Consider the following 20,706-nt stretch of genomic DNA (forward strand, 5'->3'; position numbering starts at 1 on the left):
GCCGCTCACTCCGGCGGCTTGGTCACGCGGCGGAGGCGGGGGAACACGACCTCGCGCTCGATCTCGAAGTCGTCGGAGGGCGGGGGCTCGGGCTGGGCCACGAGCACGGGCATGACCATGTCGGGGGGCGCAGCGGCCGGGGCGGCCGGGGCGGGGTCGTCGAGGGACTCGGCCGGCTTGTCGACGTCGACGCCGAAGAACTTGAAGCTGATCCAGCGCATCGAGCGGCTGGTGACCATGCGGTCGAACAGCAGGTAGACGACGGGGACGACGACGAGGGTGAGGACGGTCGAGGTGATCATGCCGCCGATGACGATGACGGCCATGGGCGCGCGGGTCTCACCGCCCTCGCCGAGGGCCAGCGCGACGGGGATCATGCCGAAGATGGTGGCGGCGGCGGTCATGACGATGGGGCGCAGGCGGATGGTGCCGGCGCCGACCAGGGCCTCGGTGAGCACGGCGCCCTTCTCGCGCTCGCCGTTGGCGAAGTCGACGAGCAAGATGGCGGTCTTGGTGACGAGGCCCATCAGCATGATGAGGCCGATGAACGAGAAGATGTTGAGCGACATCCCGGCGAGGTAGATGCCGCCGAACGCGCCGACGACCGACAGCGGCAGCGAGACCATGATCGTGATCGGCTGGATCAGGCTGTCGAACTGGGCCGCGAGGATCATGTAGACGAGGATGATCGCCAGGGCGAGGGCGAAGATCATCGACTCGAACGACTCCTGCATGACCTCGGCGTCGCCCATGAAGCTGGTCTGCAGCTTGGTCGGCACGACCCGCTTGGCGGCGTCGATGACGAGCTGCTGTGCCTCGCCGAGGGTGGTGTCGTTGAGCGCCGCGAGCACCAGCACCTGGCGCAGGCGGTTCTGCCGCTCGATCTCGCTGGGGCCCTCGCCGCGCTCGACGCGGACCACGGCCGAGAGGTCGACGAGGCGACCGGAGGCCGAGCGGACCTTGATGTTGCTGAGCGCCTCGAAGCTCGAGCGCAGCGCCTCGGGCATGTAGAGGATGACGTCGTAGATCTCCGAGCCCTCCTTGAGGTCGGAGATCGGGTCGCCGGCCATCAGCGAGCGCACGGTGCGGGCGATCGAGGCGATCGGGACGCTGAGGTCGGCGGCCTTGTTGCGGTCGACGGCGATCGCGACCTCGGGCTTGCCGCCGCGGTAGGAGGTGTCGAGGTCGACGAACTTGCCGGTCTCGGCGAGCTGGCCCTTGAGCGCCTCGGCGGCGGCGACGACCTCTTCCAGGTCGGTGCCGCGGATCGAGAACTGGATCGGCTGGCTGCGGAAGCCGCCGTCGTTGCCGAACGGGTCGAGCTGGTCGACCGTGAACATCGCGCCCTCGATGCCGGCGAGGCGCTCGCGCGTCCACTTCATCGCGTCCTGCTGCGAGAAGCCGCGCTCCTTGGGCCGCTGCAGGGTGACGGTGATGCGCGCGCGGTTGACCTGGCCGACGGAGCCGCCGCCGATGGTGGTGAACGTGTCCTTGATCTGCGGCAGGTTGGCGCGCAGGTCGGCGGCGACGGCCTCGGAGGTCTCGATGGTCGCCTCGAGCGCGGTGCCGGTGGGCAGCTCGACGTTGACGGCGAACTGCGACTGGTCTTCGGGCGGGAGGAACTCGGCGGGCACGCGGGTGACGAGGGCGCACGAGCCGAACAGCGACAGCAGGGCGATGAGGACGGTGGTCCACGGCCAGCGGAGGGCCCAGCGCAGCACGCCGGCGTAGCCGCGCTCGACCGCGCCGAACATCTTGTTGAAGAGGCGCGCGAACAGGCCGGGCGCGTGGCTGTGCTGCTGTCGCATGATGCGCGACGACAGCATCGGCGTCAGCGTGAAGGAGACCAGCATCGACAGCAGCACCGCCGCCGAGACGGTGAGGCCGAACTGGAAGAAGAAGCGGCCGATGATGCCCTTCATGTAGGCGACCGGCACGAACACCGCGACGATCGACAGGGTGGTGGCGATGACGGGGAGGCCGATCTCGCTGGTGGCGTCGAGGGCGGCGCGCATGCGCGGCTTGCCCATCTCGAGGTGGCGGTAGATGTTCTCGATCACCACGATCGCGTCGTCGACGAGGATGCCGATCGACAGCGACAGCGCCAGCATGGAGATGTTGTTGAACGAGAACCCCATGTACTGCATGAACGCGAACGTCGCCACGATGCTGGTCGGGATCGCCAGCGCGGCGATGAAGGTCGCGCGGATGTCGTGCAGGAACACGAGGATGATGATGATGGTCAGGATGGCGCCGAGGATGAGGTCGAACTTGACGTCGCCGATGGCGTGCTCGACGAACACCGAGTTGTCGGTCGGCACGGCGGCGGTGATGCCCCGCCGCTCGAGCTCGGGCCGCATCTCCTCGAGGACCTCGCGGACCTGGTCGGCGAGGGCGACGACGTTGGCGCCGCTCTGCTTCTTGACGACCAGCGCGAGCGCCTGGTTGCCGTTGAGGAACGAGGCCGAGCGGGCGTCCTCGACGTCGTCGATGACCTCGGCGACGTCGCGGATCCGGACCACCGCGCCGGGCGGGCCGGGGATCAGGATGTCGGCGATCTCGGCGGCGCTCTTGACCTCGCCGCGGGTCTTCAGCGTCAGCTCGCTGGTGCCGGTCTTGATGAAGCCGGCCGGCAGCTCGAGGCTCTGCGCGCGCACGGCGTTGGCGACGTCGTCGGCGGTGAGGCCGAAGCCGGTCATGCGCGCGGGGTCGACGAGGACCTTGATCTCGCGCTCGCGGCCGCCGACGAGGTCGACGTTGCCGACGCCGGAGATCTGCTGGATCCGCTGCTTGACCTCGTCCTTGGCGATCCGCGTCATCTCGGCCGGCGGGAGGTCGCCGGCGAGCGCGATCGAGAGGATCGGCGCGGCGCCGACGTCGAACTTCTGCACCACCGGGGGGTCGATGCCCTGCGGCAGGTCGCGCTCGATCGCCGAGATCTTGTCGCGCACGTCCTGCAGCGCCTGGTTGCCGTCGACCTCGAGCTCGAACTCCATCACCACCTGGGTGACGGCCTCGAGGTTGCGCGAGGTCATGCGCTTGACGCCGCTGATCGACTGCAGGGCCTCCTCGATCGGGTCGGCGACCTTGGTCTCCATCGTCTCCGGGTCGGCGCCGGGGTAGACGACGGTGGCGGTGACGACCGGGAACTCGACGTTGGGGAACAGCTCGACGCCGATGCGCGGCAAGCTGAAGAAGCCGAACACCATGAGCGCGGCGATCAGCATCGTCGCGAAGATGGAGCGGCGGATCGATACTTCGGCGAGCAGCATGGCGAGACCTCAGTGAGTGCCGGCGGACGGCGGCGGTGGGTCGCTCTTGGCCGTCTTGCCCCGGGTCGCCTTGGCCACCTCCGCCTTGGCGTCGGGCGCGGCCTTGGCCTCGGCCGCCGGCTCCTCGCCCTCGGCGCCGGGCAGGACCGACGCCAGCGGCGGGCGCAGCTCGAGCTCGACGTACATGCCGGGGCGCAGCGTGCCGTCCTTGTTGTCGACGTCGGTGACGATCTCGATGGTGCGGGTGGCGGCGTCGACGGTCGGCTGGACGCGCACGACCTTGGCCTCGCGGGAGACGCCGAGCGCGCTGAAGTGGGCGGTGACCTGGTCGCCGACGTGGACGAGGCGCAGGGCGGCCTCGGGGATCCGCGCCCTGACCTCGAGGACAGATTGGTCCTGGATCACGACGACGATGGTCGGCGGCATCATCGTCACGGTCTCGCCGACGTCCTTGAACTTGTGGGCGACGAGGCCGTCGATCGGCGAGATGACGGCCGAGTCGGCGGTGCCGCGGCGGGCCATCGACAGCGCGACCTCGGCCTGGCTGACGCCGTTCTCGGCGCTGTTGTAAGCCGACTCGGCCCGCTCGAGCACGGCCGCGGCGATGGTGCCCTTGGCGGCCAGCTGCTGCTGCCGCTCGAGCTCGCGCTTGGCGTTGTCGCGGGCGATTTGCGCGCCCTGCAGGCCGGTCTCGGCCTGGCTGACGCCGAGCCGGGTCGAGCGCGCGTCGAGGCGGAACAGCACCTGGCCCTTCTTGACCAGCTGGCCCTCCTCGACGTCGACGGTGGCGAGCGTGCCGCTCATGCGCGGGCCGAGCTCGGCCTCCTGCTTGGGCAGCGCGGTGCCGACGTAGCGCTCGATCGACAGGTCGCGCGCGCCGGCCTTGACGCCGGGCTGCGGCGCGGGCCCCTTCGACGGCGTCGGGATCGTCGGCGGCGCGCTGGCCTGCGACGACGGCAGCGTGGGCTTCTCGGCTTCTTTGGCGTCGCAGGCGGCGACGAGGAGGCCGGCGAGGACGAGGGGGATGAGCTGTGGGCGTGCGGTCATGGGGCTCTCGCGCCGTTCAGGAAGAAGTCGATCAAGGGGTCGGCCTGGTCGCGGAGGCCGGGCTCACAGCCGGTCCGCACCCAGGTGAAGATCGTCGCGTCGGTCAGGCCGCTGAGGAACACCGCCAGCTGCTCGACCGAGACGTCGCTGCGGATCAGCCCGCGCGCCGCGGCGTCGCGCAAGGTGGCGTGGCTGAGCGCGAGGTAGCGGGCGGTGTTCTCGACCATCAGCGCCTGCTCGACGCGCTTCTGCGCCCAGTCGAAGCCGCCGCCGATCGAGACGTAGAGCAGGAAGAGGGCGCCGTGCTCCTCGAGGAACGCGAACGCCTCGCGCGTGGAGGCCCGCATGCGCTCGATCGGATCCTCGAGCTGCTGGTGGACCAGAATCCGCTGGTACACCAGCTCGTGCGTCCGCTGCAGGATCGAGCGGAACACCTCTTCCTTGTTCTTGAAGTAGTTGTAGACGGTGCCCGCGGCCACGCCCGCCTCGGCGGCGATGTCGGCCATCTTCGCGTCCTGAAACCCCAGCCGCCCGAACACCCGCGTGGCCGCATCGAGGATCGCCTCGCGATACGCCGCGCGCGTCTCGGTCCGAACCACCTCGCGGACTCGCGCACCACGCGAATTGCGCGGCGCGTCGGCTCGCCCATCGACCCTGCGCGTCACCGGGGGTTCATTGGCGTGAACCGAGATTCATGTCAAGGTGAGATCAGTATCGATCGCGAAACGGGGCGAGTTTCGCCGAGTTGTAAGTTGGCACGAAAAACCCGCGCCCTCTCGCTGCACGGGCGAGCTCTGGCGCGGGTTCACGGCTTTGAATCGAAGTTCAGGTCCGGTTTGGCAGGGGGGGCTTCTGCGACCGCAGATCCCCCAACGCGTCGCGCAACGACTTGGGCACGTCGATGCCGGTGGCGGCCTTGATCTGCTCGGAGGCGTCGACCAGGCGGGCGCCCAGCGGCTGTCCTTCAGGACCTGTCCCCTTGGGCAGGATCGTGAGGCGGTCGATCTTCAGCTCGCCGATCGTGCCGGCCAGGCTGTGGAACAGCGGGACCAGCTTCTGCATCAACAAGACGTCGCGGGCCGCGGCGCCGCCCTCGTTGTAGGTGGCGGCGATCTGGGCCAGGACCTGCGCGGTGGCCCGGCCCTGCTCGACGATGCGGGCGGCCTGGCCCTTGGCGTCCTCCTCGGCCTTGCGCCGGGCGGCGTCGGCAGGGGCGAGGATGTCGGCCTGCAGCTGGCGGCGGACCTGCTCGATGCGCGCGTCCTGCATGCCGACCTCGGCGCGGGCCTGGGCGATCATCGCCTCGACCTCGGCCTGCTGCTGGGCGATGAGGGCGGCGCGGAGGGTCTGGGCGTCGGCGATCCGGCGCTCGTTCTCCTTGAGGGCGATCTGGGTGTGCGCCTCGAGGGTGGTGAGCTCGGAGTTGCGGGTGTTGGTCCAGCGCTGCTCGGTGGCCTGGGCCTGGCTGACGGCCTCGGCGATCAGGGCGTCGCGGCGGATCGCGGCGGCCCGCTGGCGGCCCATGGCGTCGAGGTAGCCGACCTCGTCGCTGACGTTCTGGATCTTCAGGGTGTCGAGCACGAGGCCGAGCTTGTTGAGGTCGTGCTCGGCCTCGGCGGCCAGGCGCTGGGCGAAGGTCTCCTTGTCGGTGTTGACCTGCTCGGGCGTCATGGTCGCCAGCACGCCGCGCAGGTTGCCCTCGAGGGTCTCGCGCGCGGTCTTCATGATCGAGTCGCGCGAGCGGCCGAGGAAGCGCTCGACGGTGTTGTTGAGCAGCGGCTCCTCGCCCGGGACCTTGATGTTGGCGACGCCCTGGATGTTGAGCGGGATGCCGCCGCGCGAGTAGGCGTTCTTGACCTGGACCTCGATGATCATGTTCGTCAGGTCCATGCGGTCGACCGTCTCGAACAGCGGGATCCGGATGGCCCGACCACCGCGGATGATCTTGTAGCCGAACAGCTTGCCGTCGGGCGTCTCGCGCCTGCGGCCGGAGAAGATCAGGACCTCGTTCGGCTGGCAGACGTAGAGGACGTTCTTGACGATGAGCAGCAGGGCGACGAACGCGACGCCGGCGACGCCGAGCAGGGCGATCAGGGCTTCCATGTTCACTGGGCACCTGCCTTTCCGGACAGGATCGCGGGCACGTCGACGCCGGTGGTCTCGCGCAGGGCGCTGAGCACCGAGGCGACCGCGCGCGGGTAAGAGGCGGCGTAGCTCGACAGCGCGCTGCCGTCGCCCGGGTCGAGCGCGGCGACCTCACGCACCTTGAGGTTCTGGATCGGCTCGAGCACGGCGGACAACAACTCCTCGAGGTGCTGGATGACGTAGATCTCGCGCGCCTGCGGGCCCATGGTCAGCCACGCCTCGCTGGTCAGGCGCAGGACCTCGGCCACCGCGGCGCCGTTCTCGATCGTCGGCGCGGCGTCGCCCTTGGCCAGGAGGAGCCGCGCGGCGCGGTCGACCTCGGCCGGGATGATGACCTCGGCCATCAGTCGCTTCTGCTCGAGCTCGCTGCGCACGGTCTGCAGCTCCTGCTCGGCGTTGGCGCGCGCGGTCTTGGCGGCGGCCTCGGCCTCGCGCTCGACGGCGGCGGCGCGACCCTCGAGCTCGGCGCGGATCTTGGTCAGCTCGTTGCGCTTGACCAGGATCGCCGTCTCGGCCGCGGCCTTGGCCACCTCGGCGCGCTGGTTGGCCTGGGCCTGGGCCTCGGAGATCTCCTGCTGCGCCTGGCTCTCGGCCTTCTCGGCGTCGCGCAGGACGGCGGCGATCAGCGGCCGGCCCAGCGAGTCGAGGTAACCTGTCTCATCGGCCACGTGCTGGATCTTCAGGGTGTCGAGCTGCAGGCCGAGCTTGTCGAGGTCGTCCTGGGCGCTCTTGGCCAGGTTGTTGGCGAACTCGAGCCGGTCGTGGTTGACCGCCTCGGGGGTCATCTGCGCCAGCACCTCGCGCAGCGCGCCCTCGAGGGTCTGGCGCGCGACCTGCTGGACCTCGTTGGAGGAGCGGCCGAGGAACCGCTCGATCGCGTTGCGGATCAGACGCGGGTCGGGGCTGATCTTGACGTTGGCGATCGCGTGGATCTTGAGCGGGATGTTGCCGGCGGAGTAGGCGTTCTGCACGTAGACGTCGATCGACATCGCCGACATGTCGAGGCGGTCGACCAGCTCGAGCACGGGGATCCGCCAGGCGCGACCCTTGCCGCAGCCGTGGTACTCGGGCGCCTGACCGACGACGCCGCGGCCGAGGATCACCAGCGGGCCGAGGTCGACGCCGTCCTTCACGCGCTTGCGGCCGGTGAAGATCAGGGCCTCGTTGGGGTGGCAGATGTGGAGGAAGTTCTTGACCAGCAGCAGCAGCAGCAGCACGCCGAGGCCGATGCCGACCGCGCCGACGATCGCGAGCGCGGCGACGTTCTGGGTCAGGGCCTCGAAAGTAGATTCAAGCGCTGGCGCGAAGGCCAGGTACGTGAGGGGCGGGTTCACTCGGTCCTCCGGTGGCAGGTTGACCGCGGTCAGATGCCCGGGGCGCGGGCGACGACGGCGGTGGTGTCGTTCATGGCGATGACGAGCGCCTCTTCACCGGAGGCGAAGCCGCGCTCCTCCTCGGTGGTGGCCAGGACGTCGACGGTCGTGCCCTTGAGCGTGAGCCGGACCTTGCCGAGGTCGCCGGCGGCGAAGCCGACCAGGACGCGGCCGCTGCGGCCGATGTAGTCGGCCGCGCTGGCCGCCGTGCTGGTCTCGCTGTGCGAGAGGTTGCGGAACACCGCGACGGTGCCCTGGCCGGTGAGGAGGCCCATGGCGAGCGCGGCGACGAGGGCGAACGCGGGGCTGTCGACCAGGTCGAGGCCGTCGAGCACGAGCCCGGTGAGGCCGAAGAAGGCGAGGAAGAACATCCAGAAGCGCAGCGAGAAGAAGGCGGTGAACAGCCCGGCGACGCCCCCGTGACCCTCGCCGACGCCGTGGTCGAAGTGCTGCGCCTGGGAGCTCGCGTCGCCGTCGTGGCCGGCGTCGCCGCCCGTGTCCTTATCGCCGATGAAGATCGAGCCGAGAAGGAGGACGCCGCCGAGCCCGAACGCGAACAGGTAGAGGTAGATCAGCATCGCCAGTGGGGTCGAACAGTATGCCACGCGCGGCCGGCCCATGCGCGGCACCAGGGCCCGATCGCGCGCAGGAGCACGAACGATTGCGAAGAACGACGTACATCGAACGGCCGAGTGCGGCTACGCTGTTCGTGCGTCACCGCGAGGCGCTGGAGCCACATGGCCGCCGAAACCTACTCCCTTCTCCCGCGATCATTTTTCGCCCGCGACGCGCTCGAGGTGGCGCGCGATCTGCTGGGCAAGCTGCTGCGACGCGACGGCGTGATCGTGCGGATCACCGAGGTCGAGGCGTATCGCCACCCGAACGACAGCGCGAACCACTGCCGCTTCGGATTGACCGAGCGCAACGCGGCGATGTGGGGCCCGCCGGGGCGCGCCTACGTGTACCTCTGCTACGGGGTGCACAACATGCTCAACCTCTCGACCAACGAGGAAGGCGAGGGCGCGGCGGTGCTGATCCGCTCGGCGGAGCCGGTGCTGGGGCTGGCGGAGATCCAGCGCCGCCGCGGCGGCCTGTCGGGGCCGGGGCTGCTCACCGGGCCCGGCAAGGTCGGGCAGGCGCTGCAGCTCGACACGTCGTGGTCGCATCACCCGGTCACCGAGCCCGGCGGGCTCGAGGCGCTCGACGCACCGCCGGTGGGCGAGATCCTCGCCGGGCCGCGCGTCGGCATCGACTTCGCGGCGCCGGCCGACCGTGACGCCCCCTGGCGCCTGGCCGTGGCCGGCACGAAGTGGGTCAGCGCGCCGAAGGGCCTCCGACCGGTGTAGCATCCCCGCCATGCCGTCCGTGTTCACCCGGATCATCAACGGCGAGCTGCCCGGTCGCTTCGTGTACCAGGACGACCGCTGCGCCGCATTTTTGTCGATCGCGCCGCTGCGCCCCGGTCACACGCTGGTGGTGCCGAAGCAGGAGGTCGACCACTGGCTCGACCTCGACGCCGACCTCGTGGCCCACCTCACCCAGGTGGCGCAGACGATCGGCCGTGGGCAGATGCTGGCGTTCGCGCCGACCCGCGTCGGGCTGATGATCGCCGGCCTCGAGGTGCCGCACGTGCACATCCACGTGGTGCCGATCGACGGGCCGCACGACCTCGACTTCGCCAACGCCGACCACCGCGCCGGCGCGGCCGCGCTCGACGAGGCGGCCGACAAGCTGCGCCAGGCGCTGGGCAAGCTGGCCCCCGGGGGCGCCGGCGAATGGTGTCTGTGAGGACATGTCACAAGAGACAGGGACGACGATGCTGAACCTGCTGCAGAGGCCGCGCCGCAACCGCAAGCACCCGGCGATCCGGGCGTTCGTCCGCGAGACGACGCTGGCGCCGGAGCACCTGATCTACCCGCTGTTCGTCCACGCCGGCGAGGACGACGTGCCGATCGCGTCGATGCCCGGGTGCGCCCGGCTGTCGCGGCGGGGCCTCCTGGCCGAGGTCGAGAAGGCGCGCGCGGTCGGGGTCGACATCATCGCGCTGTTCCCGGCGGTCGCCGAGGCGCTCAAGGCGCCCGACGGGCGCGAGGCGTGGAACCCGAACGGGCTGGTGCCGGACACCATCAAGGCGCTGAAGGACCGCTGGCCCGACCTCGTGATCGTCACCGACGTCGCGCTCGACCCGTACAACAGCGACGGGCACGACGGCATCGTCGCGCCCGACGGGCGGATCTTGAACGACGAGACGGTCGAGGCGCTGTGCAACCAGGCGCTGTGCCAGGCGCGCGCGGGGGCCGACGTCGTCGCGCCCTCGGACATGATGGACGGACGCGTGCAGGCGCTGCGCGAGGCGCTCGACGGCGAGGGCTTCATCGACGTGTCGATCCTGGCCTACACGGCGAAGTACGCCTCGGGCTTCTACGGGCCGTTCCGCGACGCGCTCGACTCGGCCCCGAAGAGCGGCGACAAGAAGACGTACCAGATGGACCCCGCCAACGCCCGCGAGGCGCTGCGCGAGGCCGAGCTCGACGAGGTCGAGGGCGCCGACATCCTGATGGTCAAGCCGGCCGGGCCCTACCTCGACATCCTCGCGGCGCTGCGAAGGTCCACCAGCCTGCCGCTCGCGGCGTATCAGGTCAGCGGCGAGTACGCGATGCTCAAGGCGGCGTGCGAGCGCGGCTGGCTCGACGAGAAGCGAGTGGTGCTCGAGAGCCTGCTCGGGATCCGCCGCGCCGGCGCCGACGTGATCTTGACCTACTTCGCGCGCCAGGCGGCCGAGTGGCTGGTGGCGTCGTCGCGGCGGTAACAGAGGTACAGCGATGGCGCGGCTCGAGTTCTGGTTCGACTTCTCGTGCCCGTTCGCCTACGTGGCGTCGACGCAGGTCGAGCAACTGGCCCAAAGGACAGGTGCAGAGCTCGACCTGCGGCCGATGCTGCTCGGCGGGGTGTTCAAGGCCCGCGGCACGCCGCAGAACCTGGCGGCGACGCTGAACCCGGCCAAGGCCCGGCACAACCTCGACGACATGCGCCGCCAGGCCCAGCGCGCCGGCGTGCCGCTGCGCATGCCGGCCAGCCACCCGATGCGCACGGTCGAGGCGCTGCGCTGCGTGCTGGCGGCGGGGCTGTCGCTGCCGCTGATCCACCGGATCTACCGCGCGTACTGGGACGAGAACGCGGACATCTCCGACCGCGCGGTGCTGACGCGGGCGATCGCGGAGGCGGGGCTCGAGCCGGCAGCGATCCTCGCGCGCGCCGGGTCGCAGGCGATCAAGGACGAGCTTCGCCGCCGCACCGACGAGGCGGTCGCGCGCGGGATCTTCGGCGTGCCGACCTACTTCGTCGGCGACCAGCTGTTCTGGGGACAGGACCGAGCGGACATGGTCGAAGCGGCGCTCGGCGGTCGACCGGCGGCGCCGCGCCTGGCGCCGACGGCCCCGGTCGAGCTCTTCTTCGACTACAGCAGCCCGTTCGCGTACCTGGCGATCCTGCGCGCGGAGGCCGAGCTGGGCCCGCAGGTGCGCTGGCGGCCGATCCTGCTCGGGGGGCTGTTCCGCAGCATCGGCACGCCCGACGTGCCGCTGTTCGTGCAGAGCCCGGAGAAGCGGCGCCACACGATGCTCGACCTCGACCGCCAGGCGGCTCGCGCGGGGGTGCCGTTCAAATTCCCGGCGCGGTTCCCGGTCCGCACGGTGCTGCCGCTGCGGGTCACGCTGGCCGCCGGCTCGCCTCCGGCGCTGGTGCGCGCGCTGGCGACGGCGCTGTGGGCCGAGGACCGCGACATCAGCGACCCGGCGGTGGTGGCGGCGATCGCCGACGCGGTCGGGCTCGACGGGGCGGGGCTGGTCGCGGCGACGGAGACGCCGGAGATCAAGCAGGCGCTGGTGACGAGCACGGCCGCGGCGGAGGCCGCCGGGGTGTTCGGGGTGCCGACCTTCGTCGTCACCACGGAGCGCGGGCCGCAGCTCTACTGGGGCGCCGACCGCCTGGCGCTGGCGGCCGCGGCGGCCGGCGGCGACCTCTCGGCGATGTGACTCGAGGACATGTCTGTTCGGACCTGCCCGCGAGAGCAGGCCCGATCGGGCATGTTCATCAGGACATGCCCGCGCGGCCGCGGCTCACAGGTGGGCGTAGCGGTCGGTGGCGCGGCGCAGGCTGAGGGCGATGCCGGGCTCGAAGGCGGAGTGGCCGGCGTCGGGGACGATCACCAGCTCGGAGCGGGGCAGCCGCTTGTGCAGGTGCCAGGCGTTCTCGAGCGGGCAGATGACGTCGTAGCGGCCGTGGACGATCGTGGTGGGGATGTGCTGGATCTTCGGCGCGTCGTCGAGCAGCTGGGTCTCGTGGGCGAGGAAGCCCTTGTTGACGAAGTAGTGGCACTCGATGCGCGAGAAGGCGAGGGTGAAGTCGGTGTTGTCGCAGTGCATCTCGACGTCGGGGTCGGGGTGCAGGGTGGCGACGCGGCTCTCCCACAGGCTCCACGCGCGCGCGGCCTCGACGCGGACGCGCGGGTCGGCGGCGGTGAGGCGGCGGTAGTAGGCGGCGATGAGGTCGCCGCGCTCGGCCTCGGGGATCGGGGCGACGAAGGCCTCCCAGGCGTCGGGGAACAGGGTGCGGGTGCCGCGGCCGTAGAACCAGTCGGACTCGCGGCGGGTGAACATGAAGATCCCGCGCAGCACGAGCTCGGTGACGCGGTGCGGGTGCGCCTGGGCGTAGGCGACGCCGAGGGTGCTGCCCCACGAGCCGCCGAACACCTGCCAGCGCTCGATGCCGAGGTGCTCGCGCAGGCGCTCGATGTCGGCGACGAGGTCCCAGGTGGTGTTGTCGTCGAGCGAGGCGAACGGCTCGCTCTGGCCGCAGCCGCGCTGGTCGAACAGGATGATACGGTAGCGCGCCGGGTCGAAGAAGCGCCGGTGCTTGGGGTCGGTGCCGCCGCCGGGCCCGCCGTGGAGGAACACCACCGGCTTGCCGGCGCGGTTGCCCGACTGCTCGAAGTAGAGGTCGTGGCCCCCGGGGACCTGCAGCCGGCCGAAGTGGAACGGGTCGATCGGCGGATAGAGGCCGGCGAGTGGGTCCTGACGGTGGGGCGCGGAGTGAGCTGGTCGAACGGTCATGACGAAAAGCCCAGGTTCGATAGGACAGGTTTGAAAGGACAGGGCCGGTCAGACGCGGGCGGCGAACCGGTCGGTGGCCGAGACGAGCTCGTGGAGGATGCCGGGCTCGAAGGCGGAGTGGCCGGCGTCGTCGACGATCCGCAGGTCGGCCTCGGGCCAGGCGCGGTGGAGGTCCCAGGCGCTCTGGGCCGGGCAGACGACGTCGTAGCGGCCCTGGACGATGACGGCGGGGATGTTGCGGATCCGGGTGACGTTCTCGACCAGCTGGTTGTCGCGCTCGAGGAAGCCGCGGTGGACGAAGTAGTGGGCCTCGATGCGGGCGAACGCGAGGCTGAACTCGTCCTCGCCGGCGCGCTCGATCTGCTCCGAGTTGACGTGCAGGTAGCTGGTGCTGGCCTCCCACACGCTCCACGCCCGCGCGGCGTCGCGGCGCACGACCGGGTCGTCGCTGGTCAGTCGGCGGTGGTAGGCCTTCATCAGGTCGCCGCGCTCGGCGACCGGGATCGGGGCGAGGAACCGATCCCACGCGTCGGGGAACAGCGCGCTGGCGCCGTCCTGGTAGAACCACCGCAGCTCGCTGCGGCGCAGGAGGAAGATCCCCCGCAGCACGAGCTCGGTGACGCGCCGAGGGTGCGTCTGCGCGTAGGCCAGCGCGAGCGTGCTGCCCCACGAGCCGCCGAACACCTGCCAGCGCTGGATGTCGAGGTGGTCGCGCACGCGCTCGATGTCGCCGACGAGGTCCCAGGTGGTGTTCTCCTGCAGCTCGGCGTGCGGGGTGCTCCTGCCGCAGCCGCGCTGGTCGAACAGCACGATGCGGTAGCGGTCGGGGTCGAAGAAGCGCCGCTGCTCGGGCACGGTGCCGCCGCCCGGTCCGCCGTGGAGGAACACGGCCGGCTTGCCGTCGGGGTTGCCCGACTCCTCGAAGTACACGCGGTGCAGGCCGCTGACCTGCAAGAAGCCGGCGTTGTAGGGCTCGATCTCCGGGTAGAGCGTGCGCCTCGGTGGGGGGGCCATCGGCGCGAGCTTGGCAAAGCGCGATCAAGGCGTCCATAGGCGCCGCGTGCGGCCGCCTCGCGCGGTCGGTGGCGGGCCCGGCGGGCAAAACCGCGCAGCGGCCGGAGACGCGCCTCCGGGCGGGCTCAGCCGGCAGTAAGGGCCGGCGAGGGCCCGGCGTTACCATCGGCCTCGCAGGAGATCCCTCGCACGTGTCCAGGCTCGCATCGTCCGCCCTCGTCGCTTTCCTCCTCGCCGGCTGCGCCCATGGCCGCAGCCCCTACGCCGCCACCGAGAGCTCGCTCGAGCTCGACCGTGTGGTGCTCTACCGCAACGGGATCGGCTACTTCGAGCGCCGCGGCGAGGTCAAGGGCGACGCGCTGGTGATCAAGGTCCGCAAGGACCAGGTCAACGATCTCCTCAAGAGCCTGACGGTGGTCGAGCGCAAGAGCGGCCAGGCGGTCAGCGTGTCGATGCCGCTCGACCCCGAGTCGTGGGCCAATGCTGCTCTTTCGACCCTGGCCCCGGGGCAAGGTAGTTTGGCGCAGGTGCTCGACGCGCTGCGCGGGACCTACGTGACGCTGAAGACGACGCAGGGCAAGCTGCGCGGGCGCATCGTGCTGGTCGAGGCGATCGTCGACGAGCCCGACCCGACGCCGCCGCCGTCGTCGGAGCGGGTGCCGCCGCCGCAGGGCGGCGCGCGCGACTTCAAGGTGTCGCTGATGGACGGCAAGCAGCTGCAGGTGGTGCGGCTGTCGAAGGTGCGCGGGGTGACGCTGCAGGACGGCGACCTCGCGCTGCAGTTCCACCGCACGCTCGACGCGACCGCCGGCGAGGGGATGTTCCAGCAAGTGGCGGTGGAGATCCGGCTGGCCGGCGCCAACGCCCACGACCTGGTGGTCAGCTACGTGGTGGCGGCGCCGATGTGGAAGCCGACGTACCGGGTGGTCCTGCCCGAGCCGGGCGAGAAGGGGCCGGCGCTGCTGCAGGCGTGGGCGGTGGTCGACAACACCAGCGGCGAGGATTGGGGCAAGGTGTCGATGAGCCTGACGTCGGGCGCGCCGATCGCGTTCCGCTACGACCTGCACACGCCGCGCACGGTGTCGCGCTCCGACCTCACGGAGGCCGGGGTGCAGAAGCGGGCCGCGGTGGCGATGGGCGAGACGTCGTACCAGTCCGGCGGCGACCGCGACGGCGACGCGATCCCCGACGCGCTCGACAAGTGCCCCGACCACCCGGAGGTGTTCAACGGCTACACCGACGAGGACGGCTGCCCCGACGCCGCCAACGCCGCGTCGATCGCGGGCCAGCCGGCGCCGCCACCCCCGATGGCGCCCAGCCCCGCTCCGGCCCCCGACCCCAGGGCGGCCAAGAAGAAGGACAAGGCGGGCGGCGGCGGGAGCAGCCGCAACACCCGCGCGACGACCATCGAGGCCGAATACGAGCGCGGCTGGGACCACGCCGGCGACGAGATGGCGAAGGCCGAGGAGCAGGCGGCGGGCCCGGCGATGGACCTCGAGTCGCTGCGCCGCAGCACGCAGGCGAGCGCGCGGGCCAAGAGCGTCAGCGGGTTGACGCGCTTCGATCTCAACGAGCGCGTGACGGTGCCCGACGGCAGCTCGACGATGGTGGCGATCGTTAACCAGGACGTGGCGGCCGAGCAGACGTTCCTGTTCCGCCCGGGCGGCGCGGGCCAGGGCTACGAGCAGAACCCGTACCGCGTGGTCCGCTTCAAGAACACGACGCCGTTCGTGCTCGAGCCGGGGCCGATCGCGATCTACGCCGGCGGGAGCTTCGTCGGCGAGGGCCTGTCGGAGGCGGTCGGGACGCAGACGAGCACGACGATCCCGTTCGCGGTCGAGCCGTCGCTGATGGTGTCGTCGCAGGCGCAGTACACCGGCGACGACCTGCGCATCGTCAAGATCGTGCGCGGGGTGATCGAGGTCGAGAACTTCCAGCGCGTGGCGACCACGTGGACGGTGAAGGGCCAACCTGACCCGAAGGGCTACTCGGTGCTGATCCGCCACCCGAAGCGGGGCGGGGCCTACGCGCTCAAGTCGAAGATCGAGGGGCTCGAGGAGCTGCCCGACGCGTACCTCGTGCCGCTCAAGGTCACCGGCAACGCGACCGAGGGCAAGGTCGAGGTCGTCGAGCAGACGCCGTCGCAGACCCAAATCTCGATCTGGGACGGGCGCGTGCCCCTGCTGCTCGACGCGCTGCTGCGCGTGCCGAACCTCGACGCGGGCGCGCGCAAGAAGCTCGAGCCGCTGGTCCGCCTGCGCCAGGAGATCGGCCGCATCGACACCGAGATCGAGGGCCTCGCGCGCCAGCAGTCCGAGCTCGACCAGCGCGCGAACGAGACCCGGCAGAACCTCGAGGCGATCAAGAAGGACTCGGCGGCCGGCGATCTGCGCAGCAAGTTGAACAAGCGCCTCGACGAGTTCACGCGCGAGGCCGACAAGATCGGCCGCACCATCGTCGAGCTGCAGTCGAAGCGGCTCGAGAAGAAGATCGAGCTCGAGGACTCGCTGCAGAGCATCGATTTATCGGCGCCAACACCGTGAAGTGAATTGCCGGGTACGCGAGGTGACGAACCTGCACCGCGCGCAAAAGCCGACGGCTCTGTCCCACACCGCCCCTCACCGAGGCAGCCAAACGGCCTTGCCGCGCGCCCGCGGGCCGTGCGACGCTGGTCGTGATGTCCCGGAACCCCGAGGACCTTCGGTGAGCGATCACGACGCAGGCGCGTCCGGCGCGATTCCGAACGTGGATCCGAGGCCAGGTCCCAAAGGCCAGGTTCCGACGTCGTCGCAGCACGCCCGCTCGATGCGACCGGTCCCGAAGATCGTCGAGACCGCGGTGTTCGAGTGGGAGCCGCCGGCCACGTTCGACGAGTACCGGCTGGTCCGCCTGCTCGGCAAGGGCAGCATGGGCCGGGTGTACCTGGCCCACGACACGGTGCTCGACCGCCCGGTCGCGGTGAAGTTCGTCGGCCACGTCGCGCCCGACGCCGACGACCGCGAGCGCTTCCAGGTCGAGGGCCGCGCGGTGGCGCGGATCCAGCACCCCAACGTGGTGACGATCTACCGCGTCGGTCAGCTCGAGGGCCACCCGTACCTCATCACCGAGTACATCCGCGGCAAGAACCTCGGCGAGATCCAGGTGCCGCTGCCGTCGCGCAAGGTGCTCGAGCTGGCGATCGGCCTGTGCCGCGGGCTGGCGGCGGCGCACCGCCACGGCGTGCTCCACCGCGACATCAAGCTGGCCAACGCGATCCTCGCCGAGACCGGCGAGATCAAGCTGCTCGACTTCAGCCTGGCCAAGCTGATGGACCCGGCGTCGCTCGACCCGGTGCGCCCGGAGCCGCCCAGGGAGGAAGCGATCGAGGCGGCGTCGTCGGTGGTGATGCGCAGCAGCGACGGCGGGCGCATCGATCGCCAGGCCGAGACGATCAAGCTGCGCGACGCCAGCGCGAGCGCGGCGCTGCCCCGCGTCCACGACGACTCGGCCGGACGCTCGAACGCGGGGATGTCGGCCGCGGCGCTGTCGGCCGCCGACATCCCGGTGGCCGCCGAGTCGCTGACCCAGGCCGGCACGCTGCTCGGCACGCCGCACTACATGGCCCCCGAGCTGTGGCGGGCGGAGCCGGCGTCGCGCCGGTCGGACGTGTACGCGCTCGGCGTGCTGATGTACATCCTCGCGTCGGGCCGCCCGCCGACCGAGGCGAGCACGCCGCTCGAGCTGGCCGAGCGGCTGCAAGAGTACGAGCCGCGCCCGCTGCTCGAGCGAGCGCCGCGCTGCGACCCGCGCCTCGCCGGCCTGATCGACCGCTGCCTGCGCCGCGACCCGTTCGCCCGCTTCGGCTCGGCCGACGACCTGCTGGCGGCGCTCGAGTCGCTGCAGCCGAGCGGCCGCGAGCTGGTGATCCCCGAGGGCAACCCGTACCGCGGCCTGCAGGCGTTCGAGTCGAAGCACCGCGCGGTGTTCTTCGGCCGCGGCGTCGAGATCCGCGCGGTCCTCGAGCGCCTCCGCGCCGACGCGCTGGTGGTCGTCGCCGGCGACTCGGGCGTCGGCAAGTCGTCGCTCGTCAAGGCCGGCGTGGTGCCGATGGTCGAGGAGGGCAACCTCGACCACGCGCGCCAGTGGGCCTCGGCGGCGATGACCCCGGGCCGCTACCCGCTGCAGACGCTGATCTCGACGCTGGCTGTCCTCTTCGACATGTCCGAAGAGACATTGGCGGCGCTGATCGCCGAGAGCTCAACCGAGCTGGTCCGGGCGCTGCGCAAGCAGATCGGCGAGGCGCGCGGGCGGCTGCTGGTGATCGACCAGTTCGAGGAGCTGGTGACGCTGAGCGCGCCGCAGGAGGTCGGGATCGTCGGCCCGCTGCTGGCGCGCCTGGCCTCGGGGCTGCCGGGGCTGCGGGTGATGGCGACGGTGCGCGGCGACTTCCTGACGCGCGTGGTCCAGGTGCCGGGGATCGGCGACGAGCTGTCGCGGGCGATCTACATCTTGCGGCCGCTGTCGCCGGAGGGCGCGCGCGAGGCGATCGTCGGACCGGCCAAGGTCAAGGGCGTGCGCATCGAGCCGGCGACGCTGGTCGACGAGCTGGTCGAGGCCGGCTCGCGCGGCAGCCTGCCGCTCCTGCAGTTCGCGCTGGCCGAGCTGTGGGAGATCCGCGACCAGGCGACCAACATCATCTCGCCCGCCGACCTGCGCAAGGTCGGCGGCGTCAGCGGGGCGCTGGCGCGGCACGGCGACGCGGTGCTGGCCGAATTGATCCCGACGCAGCGCGCGGCGGCGCGGCGGATCTTGATGCGCCTCGTGACCGTCGACGACACCCGCGCGGTGCGGACCGAGGACGAGCTGACGTCCGACTCGCCCGCGGCCGCCGAGGCCCTCAAGGCGCTGGTGCGCGCGCGCCTGGTGGTGGCCCGCGAGGTCAACGACGTCGCGGTCTTCGAGATCGCCCACGAGGCGCTGCTCGGCGGCTGGTCGACGCTCAGCACCTGGCTCGAGGAGGAGCGCGACGGCCGGGCGACGCGCCACCGGCTCGAGCTCGCGGTCGCCGAGTGGGAGCGGCTCGGTCGCAGCCGCGACGCGCTGTGGAGCGGGGCGCCGCTGCAGGAAGTGATGGGGCTCGACCCGGCGTCGCTGCGGCCGAAGGAGCGCGACTTCATCGCCGCGTGCAAGGCGGCCGCGGCGCGGGTGCGGGCGTTGAAGCGCGGGGCGGTCGTGCTGCTGCCGGCGGTGGCGATCTCGATGTACGCCGGGATGTGGTTCAAGGGCCAGGCGGACCTGCGGGCCAAGGTCGACGCGCACCTGACCGCGGCCGAGCAGGAGCGGGCGGTCGCCGGCAAGGCGCGCGCCGACGCCGAGGCGCTGCGGGCCGAGGCGCTGACCGCCTACGACGCCGGCAAGCAGGCCGATGCCGACGTGCTGTGGACCCGCTACGTGGCGGCGCTGCCCGAGGCGGAGCAGCGGCTGGCCCGCTCGGCGCAGAAGCTCGAGACGGCGCTGAGCCTCGACGGCCGCCGCGACGACGTGCGCGAGCGGCTCGGCGAGACGCTGCTGCAGCGCGCGCTGCTGGCCGAACAGGCGGGTCACGGGGAGTTCGTGATCAACGACCTGCTCGAGCGCCTCAAGCTCTACGACGAGGGCGGCGCGCTGATGCAGCGGTGGGACGCGCCGGCCGAGTTCGCGGTGACGAGCGAGCCGTCGGGGGCGCGGGTGCTGCTCGAGCGCTACGACTCGGCGCGCGCGCGCATCGACAAGACGGAGGAGCTGGGGAGCACGCCGCTGGCGGCGCGGCCGATCGAGCGCGGGTCGTATCGTCTGCGCTTCGAGCTCGACGGCTACACGCCGGTGACCCTGCCGATCGCGCTCGCCCGCGAGGAGGTCGCCGACTTCTCGGTCGTGCTGCCGCCGGCCGAGACGATCCCCGCCGGCTTCGTCTACGTGCCCGCCGGTCGCTTCCTCTACGGCACCGGCGACCTCGAGGAGCTGCGCGTGTCGATGAACGCGGAGCCGCTGCACAGCGTGGAGACCGGGGCGTTCGTGATCGGCCGCCACGAGGTGACGTACGCCGACTACATCGAGTTCCTGTCGGCGCTGCCGGCCGGCGAGCGGACGGCGATCCTGGCGATCAACGCGGCGCGGGTGCTGTCGGACAGCGCGCGCCTCACGGAGCTGGCGCAGGGCGGCTGGCAGCTCGAGCTGCATCAGACGGTCCGTGTATACACAGCGCGGACCGGCGAGCCCCTGGTCTACGAGGGCAGGACGCAGCGGGCCCGCGTCGAATGGGAGCGTCTGCCAGTGACCGGTATCGGGGTCGAGGAAGCGACAGCGTATTTCGCCTGGCTGAATGCATCGGGGCGGGTCCCAGGCGCGCGCTTCTGCAGTGAACACGAATGGGAGCGTGCAGCCCGCGGCGCAGACGACCGCCGGTTCTCGACCGGCAACCGCCTCGACGCCAGCGAGGCCAATATCGACAGGACCTACGGTCTTTTGGCCTCGGCCTTCGGCCCCGATCCGGTCGGCTCGTATCCCCAGTCGGTGAGCCCCTACGGGCTCTACGACACGATCGGGAACGCCTACGAATTGACGGTGTCGCCGTACGACCGCAAGCAGTTGAATGCGCGCGGGGGGGCCTTCTACTATAACGAGTTCGCCGGACGAGTCGCCAATCGCTTCGAGATCGCTGCGAGTTTCCGCCATAGCACCGTCGGGTTGCGCGTGTGTGCGACATGGCCGCTCACGCGCTCATAA

At 71.2% G+C, this 20,706-nt stretch carries 14 protein-coding genes; 6 read left to right on the forward strand and 8 right to left on the reverse strand.

Annotation, left to right across the window (positions count from 1 at the left end; all coding sequences use genetic code 11):
• Positions 1–5: 5 nt before the first annotated feature.
• The 6 genes from K7C98_RS35685 to K7C98_RS35710 form a co-directional block, all read right to left on the reverse strand.
• On the reverse strand, positions 6–3,272 hold the full coding sequence (locus tag K7C98_RS35685; RefSeq protein ID WP_224196340.1) for an efflux RND transporter permease subunit: 3,267 nt from the start codon (positions 3,270–3,272) through the stop codon (positions 6–8).
• Between the two features lie 9 nt (positions 3,273–3,281).
• Positions 3,282–4,319: an efflux RND transporter periplasmic adaptor subunit gene (locus K7C98_RS35690; RefSeq protein ID WP_224196341.1), complete on the reverse strand. Its 1,038-nt coding sequence runs from the start codon at positions 4,317–4,319 to the stop codon at positions 3,282–3,284.
• The gene (locus K7C98_RS35695) at positions 4,316–4,918 is read right to left on the reverse strand and encodes a TetR/AcrR family transcriptional regulator (protein WP_224196342.1); all 603 of its coding nucleotides are present in this window, start codon (positions 4,916–4,918) and stop codon (positions 4,316–4,318) included. Before K7C98_RS35695 ends, K7C98_RS35690 begins: the two co-directional genes overlap by 4 nt.
• A 226-nt stretch (positions 4,919–5,144) precedes the next feature.
• Positions 5,145–6,422, reverse strand: coding sequence for a flotillin family protein (locus K7C98_RS35700; RefSeq protein WP_224196343.1), 1,278 nt, complete (start codon positions 6,420–6,422; stop codon positions 5,145–5,147).
• 2 nt (positions 6,423–6,424) lie between these two features.
• Positions 6,425–7,798 carry a flotillin family protein gene (locus tag K7C98_RS35705; RefSeq protein WP_224196344.1) on the reverse strand — a complete coding sequence of 458 codons (1,374 nt, stop codon included), beginning with the start codon at positions 7,796–7,798 and terminating at the stop codon, positions 6,425–6,427.
• Between the two features lie 29 nt (positions 7,799–7,827).
• Positions 7,828–8,415 carry a hypothetical protein gene (locus tag K7C98_RS35710; protein ID WP_224196345.1) on the reverse strand — a complete coding sequence of 196 codons (588 nt, stop codon included), beginning with the start codon at positions 8,413–8,415 and terminating at the stop codon, positions 7,828–7,830.
• Positions 8,416–8,574: 159 nt separating this feature from the next.
• On the opposite strand from K7C98_RS35710, the gene K7C98_RS35715 reads away from it, so the two are divergent.
• From K7C98_RS35715 to K7C98_RS35730, 4 genes are read left to right on the forward strand one after another with little or no spacing between them, the layout of a single operon-like run.
• Positions 8,575–9,183 (forward strand): DNA-3-methyladenine glycosylase, encoded by a 609-nt coding sequence (locus K7C98_RS35715; protein WP_224196346.1) that lies wholly within the window; start codon positions 8,575–8,577, stop codon positions 9,181–9,183.
• Positions 9,184–9,193: 10 nt separating this feature from the next.
• A complete protein-coding gene (locus tag K7C98_RS35720) occupies positions 9,194–9,625 on the forward strand; it encodes an HIT family protein (RefSeq protein ID WP_224196347.1) in 432 nt (143 codons plus the stop codon).
• 4 nt (positions 9,626–9,629) lie between these two features.
• Entirely contained in the window at positions 9,630–10,646 is a 1,017-nt protein-coding gene (gene hemB / locus K7C98_RS35725; RefSeq protein ID WP_224196348.1) for a porphobilinogen synthase, read from the forward strand.
• Positions 10,647–10,659: 13 nt separating this feature from the next.
• Positions 10,660–11,871, forward strand: a complete 1,212-nt coding sequence (locus tag K7C98_RS35730; RefSeq protein WP_224196349.1) for a 2-hydroxychromene-2-carboxylate isomerase — start codon at positions 10,660–10,662, stop codon at positions 11,869–11,871.
• A gap of 84 nt (positions 11,872–11,955) precedes the next feature.
• On the opposite strand, the gene pip (K7C98_RS35735) is transcribed toward K7C98_RS35730, so the two are convergent.
• Both pip (K7C98_RS35735) and pip (K7C98_RS35740) read right to left on the reverse strand, forming a co-directional pair.
• Complete coding sequence (gene pip / locus K7C98_RS35735; RefSeq protein WP_224196350.1) at positions 11,956–12,948, reverse strand: prolyl aminopeptidase; 993 nt, start codon at positions 12,946–12,948, stop codon at positions 11,956–11,958.
• Between the two features lie 48 nt (positions 12,949–12,996).
• A complete protein-coding gene (pip, locus tag K7C98_RS35740; protein WP_224196351.1) occupies positions 12,997–13,962 on the reverse strand; it encodes a prolyl aminopeptidase in 966 nt (321 codons plus the stop codon).
• 191 nt (positions 13,963–14,153) lie between these two features.
• Here pip (K7C98_RS35740) and K7C98_RS35745 point away from each other — a divergent pair, with 191 nt between their 5' ends.
• Positions 14,154–16,505, forward strand: a complete 2,352-nt coding sequence (locus K7C98_RS35745) for a DUF4139 domain-containing protein (RefSeq protein WP_224196352.1) — start codon at positions 14,154–14,156, stop codon at positions 16,503–16,505.
• A 262-nt stretch (positions 16,506–16,767) separates the two neighbouring features.
• On the forward strand, positions 16,768–20,706 hold the full coding sequence (locus K7C98_RS35750; RefSeq protein WP_224196353.1) for a protein kinase domain-containing protein: 3,939 nt from the start codon (positions 16,768–16,770) through the stop codon (positions 20,704–20,706).

The sequence above is a fragment of the Nannocystis pusilla genome, from assembly GCF_020073745.1.
GTDB lineage: Bacteria > Myxococcota_A > Polyangia > Nannocystales > Nannocystaceae > Nannocystis > Nannocystis radixulma.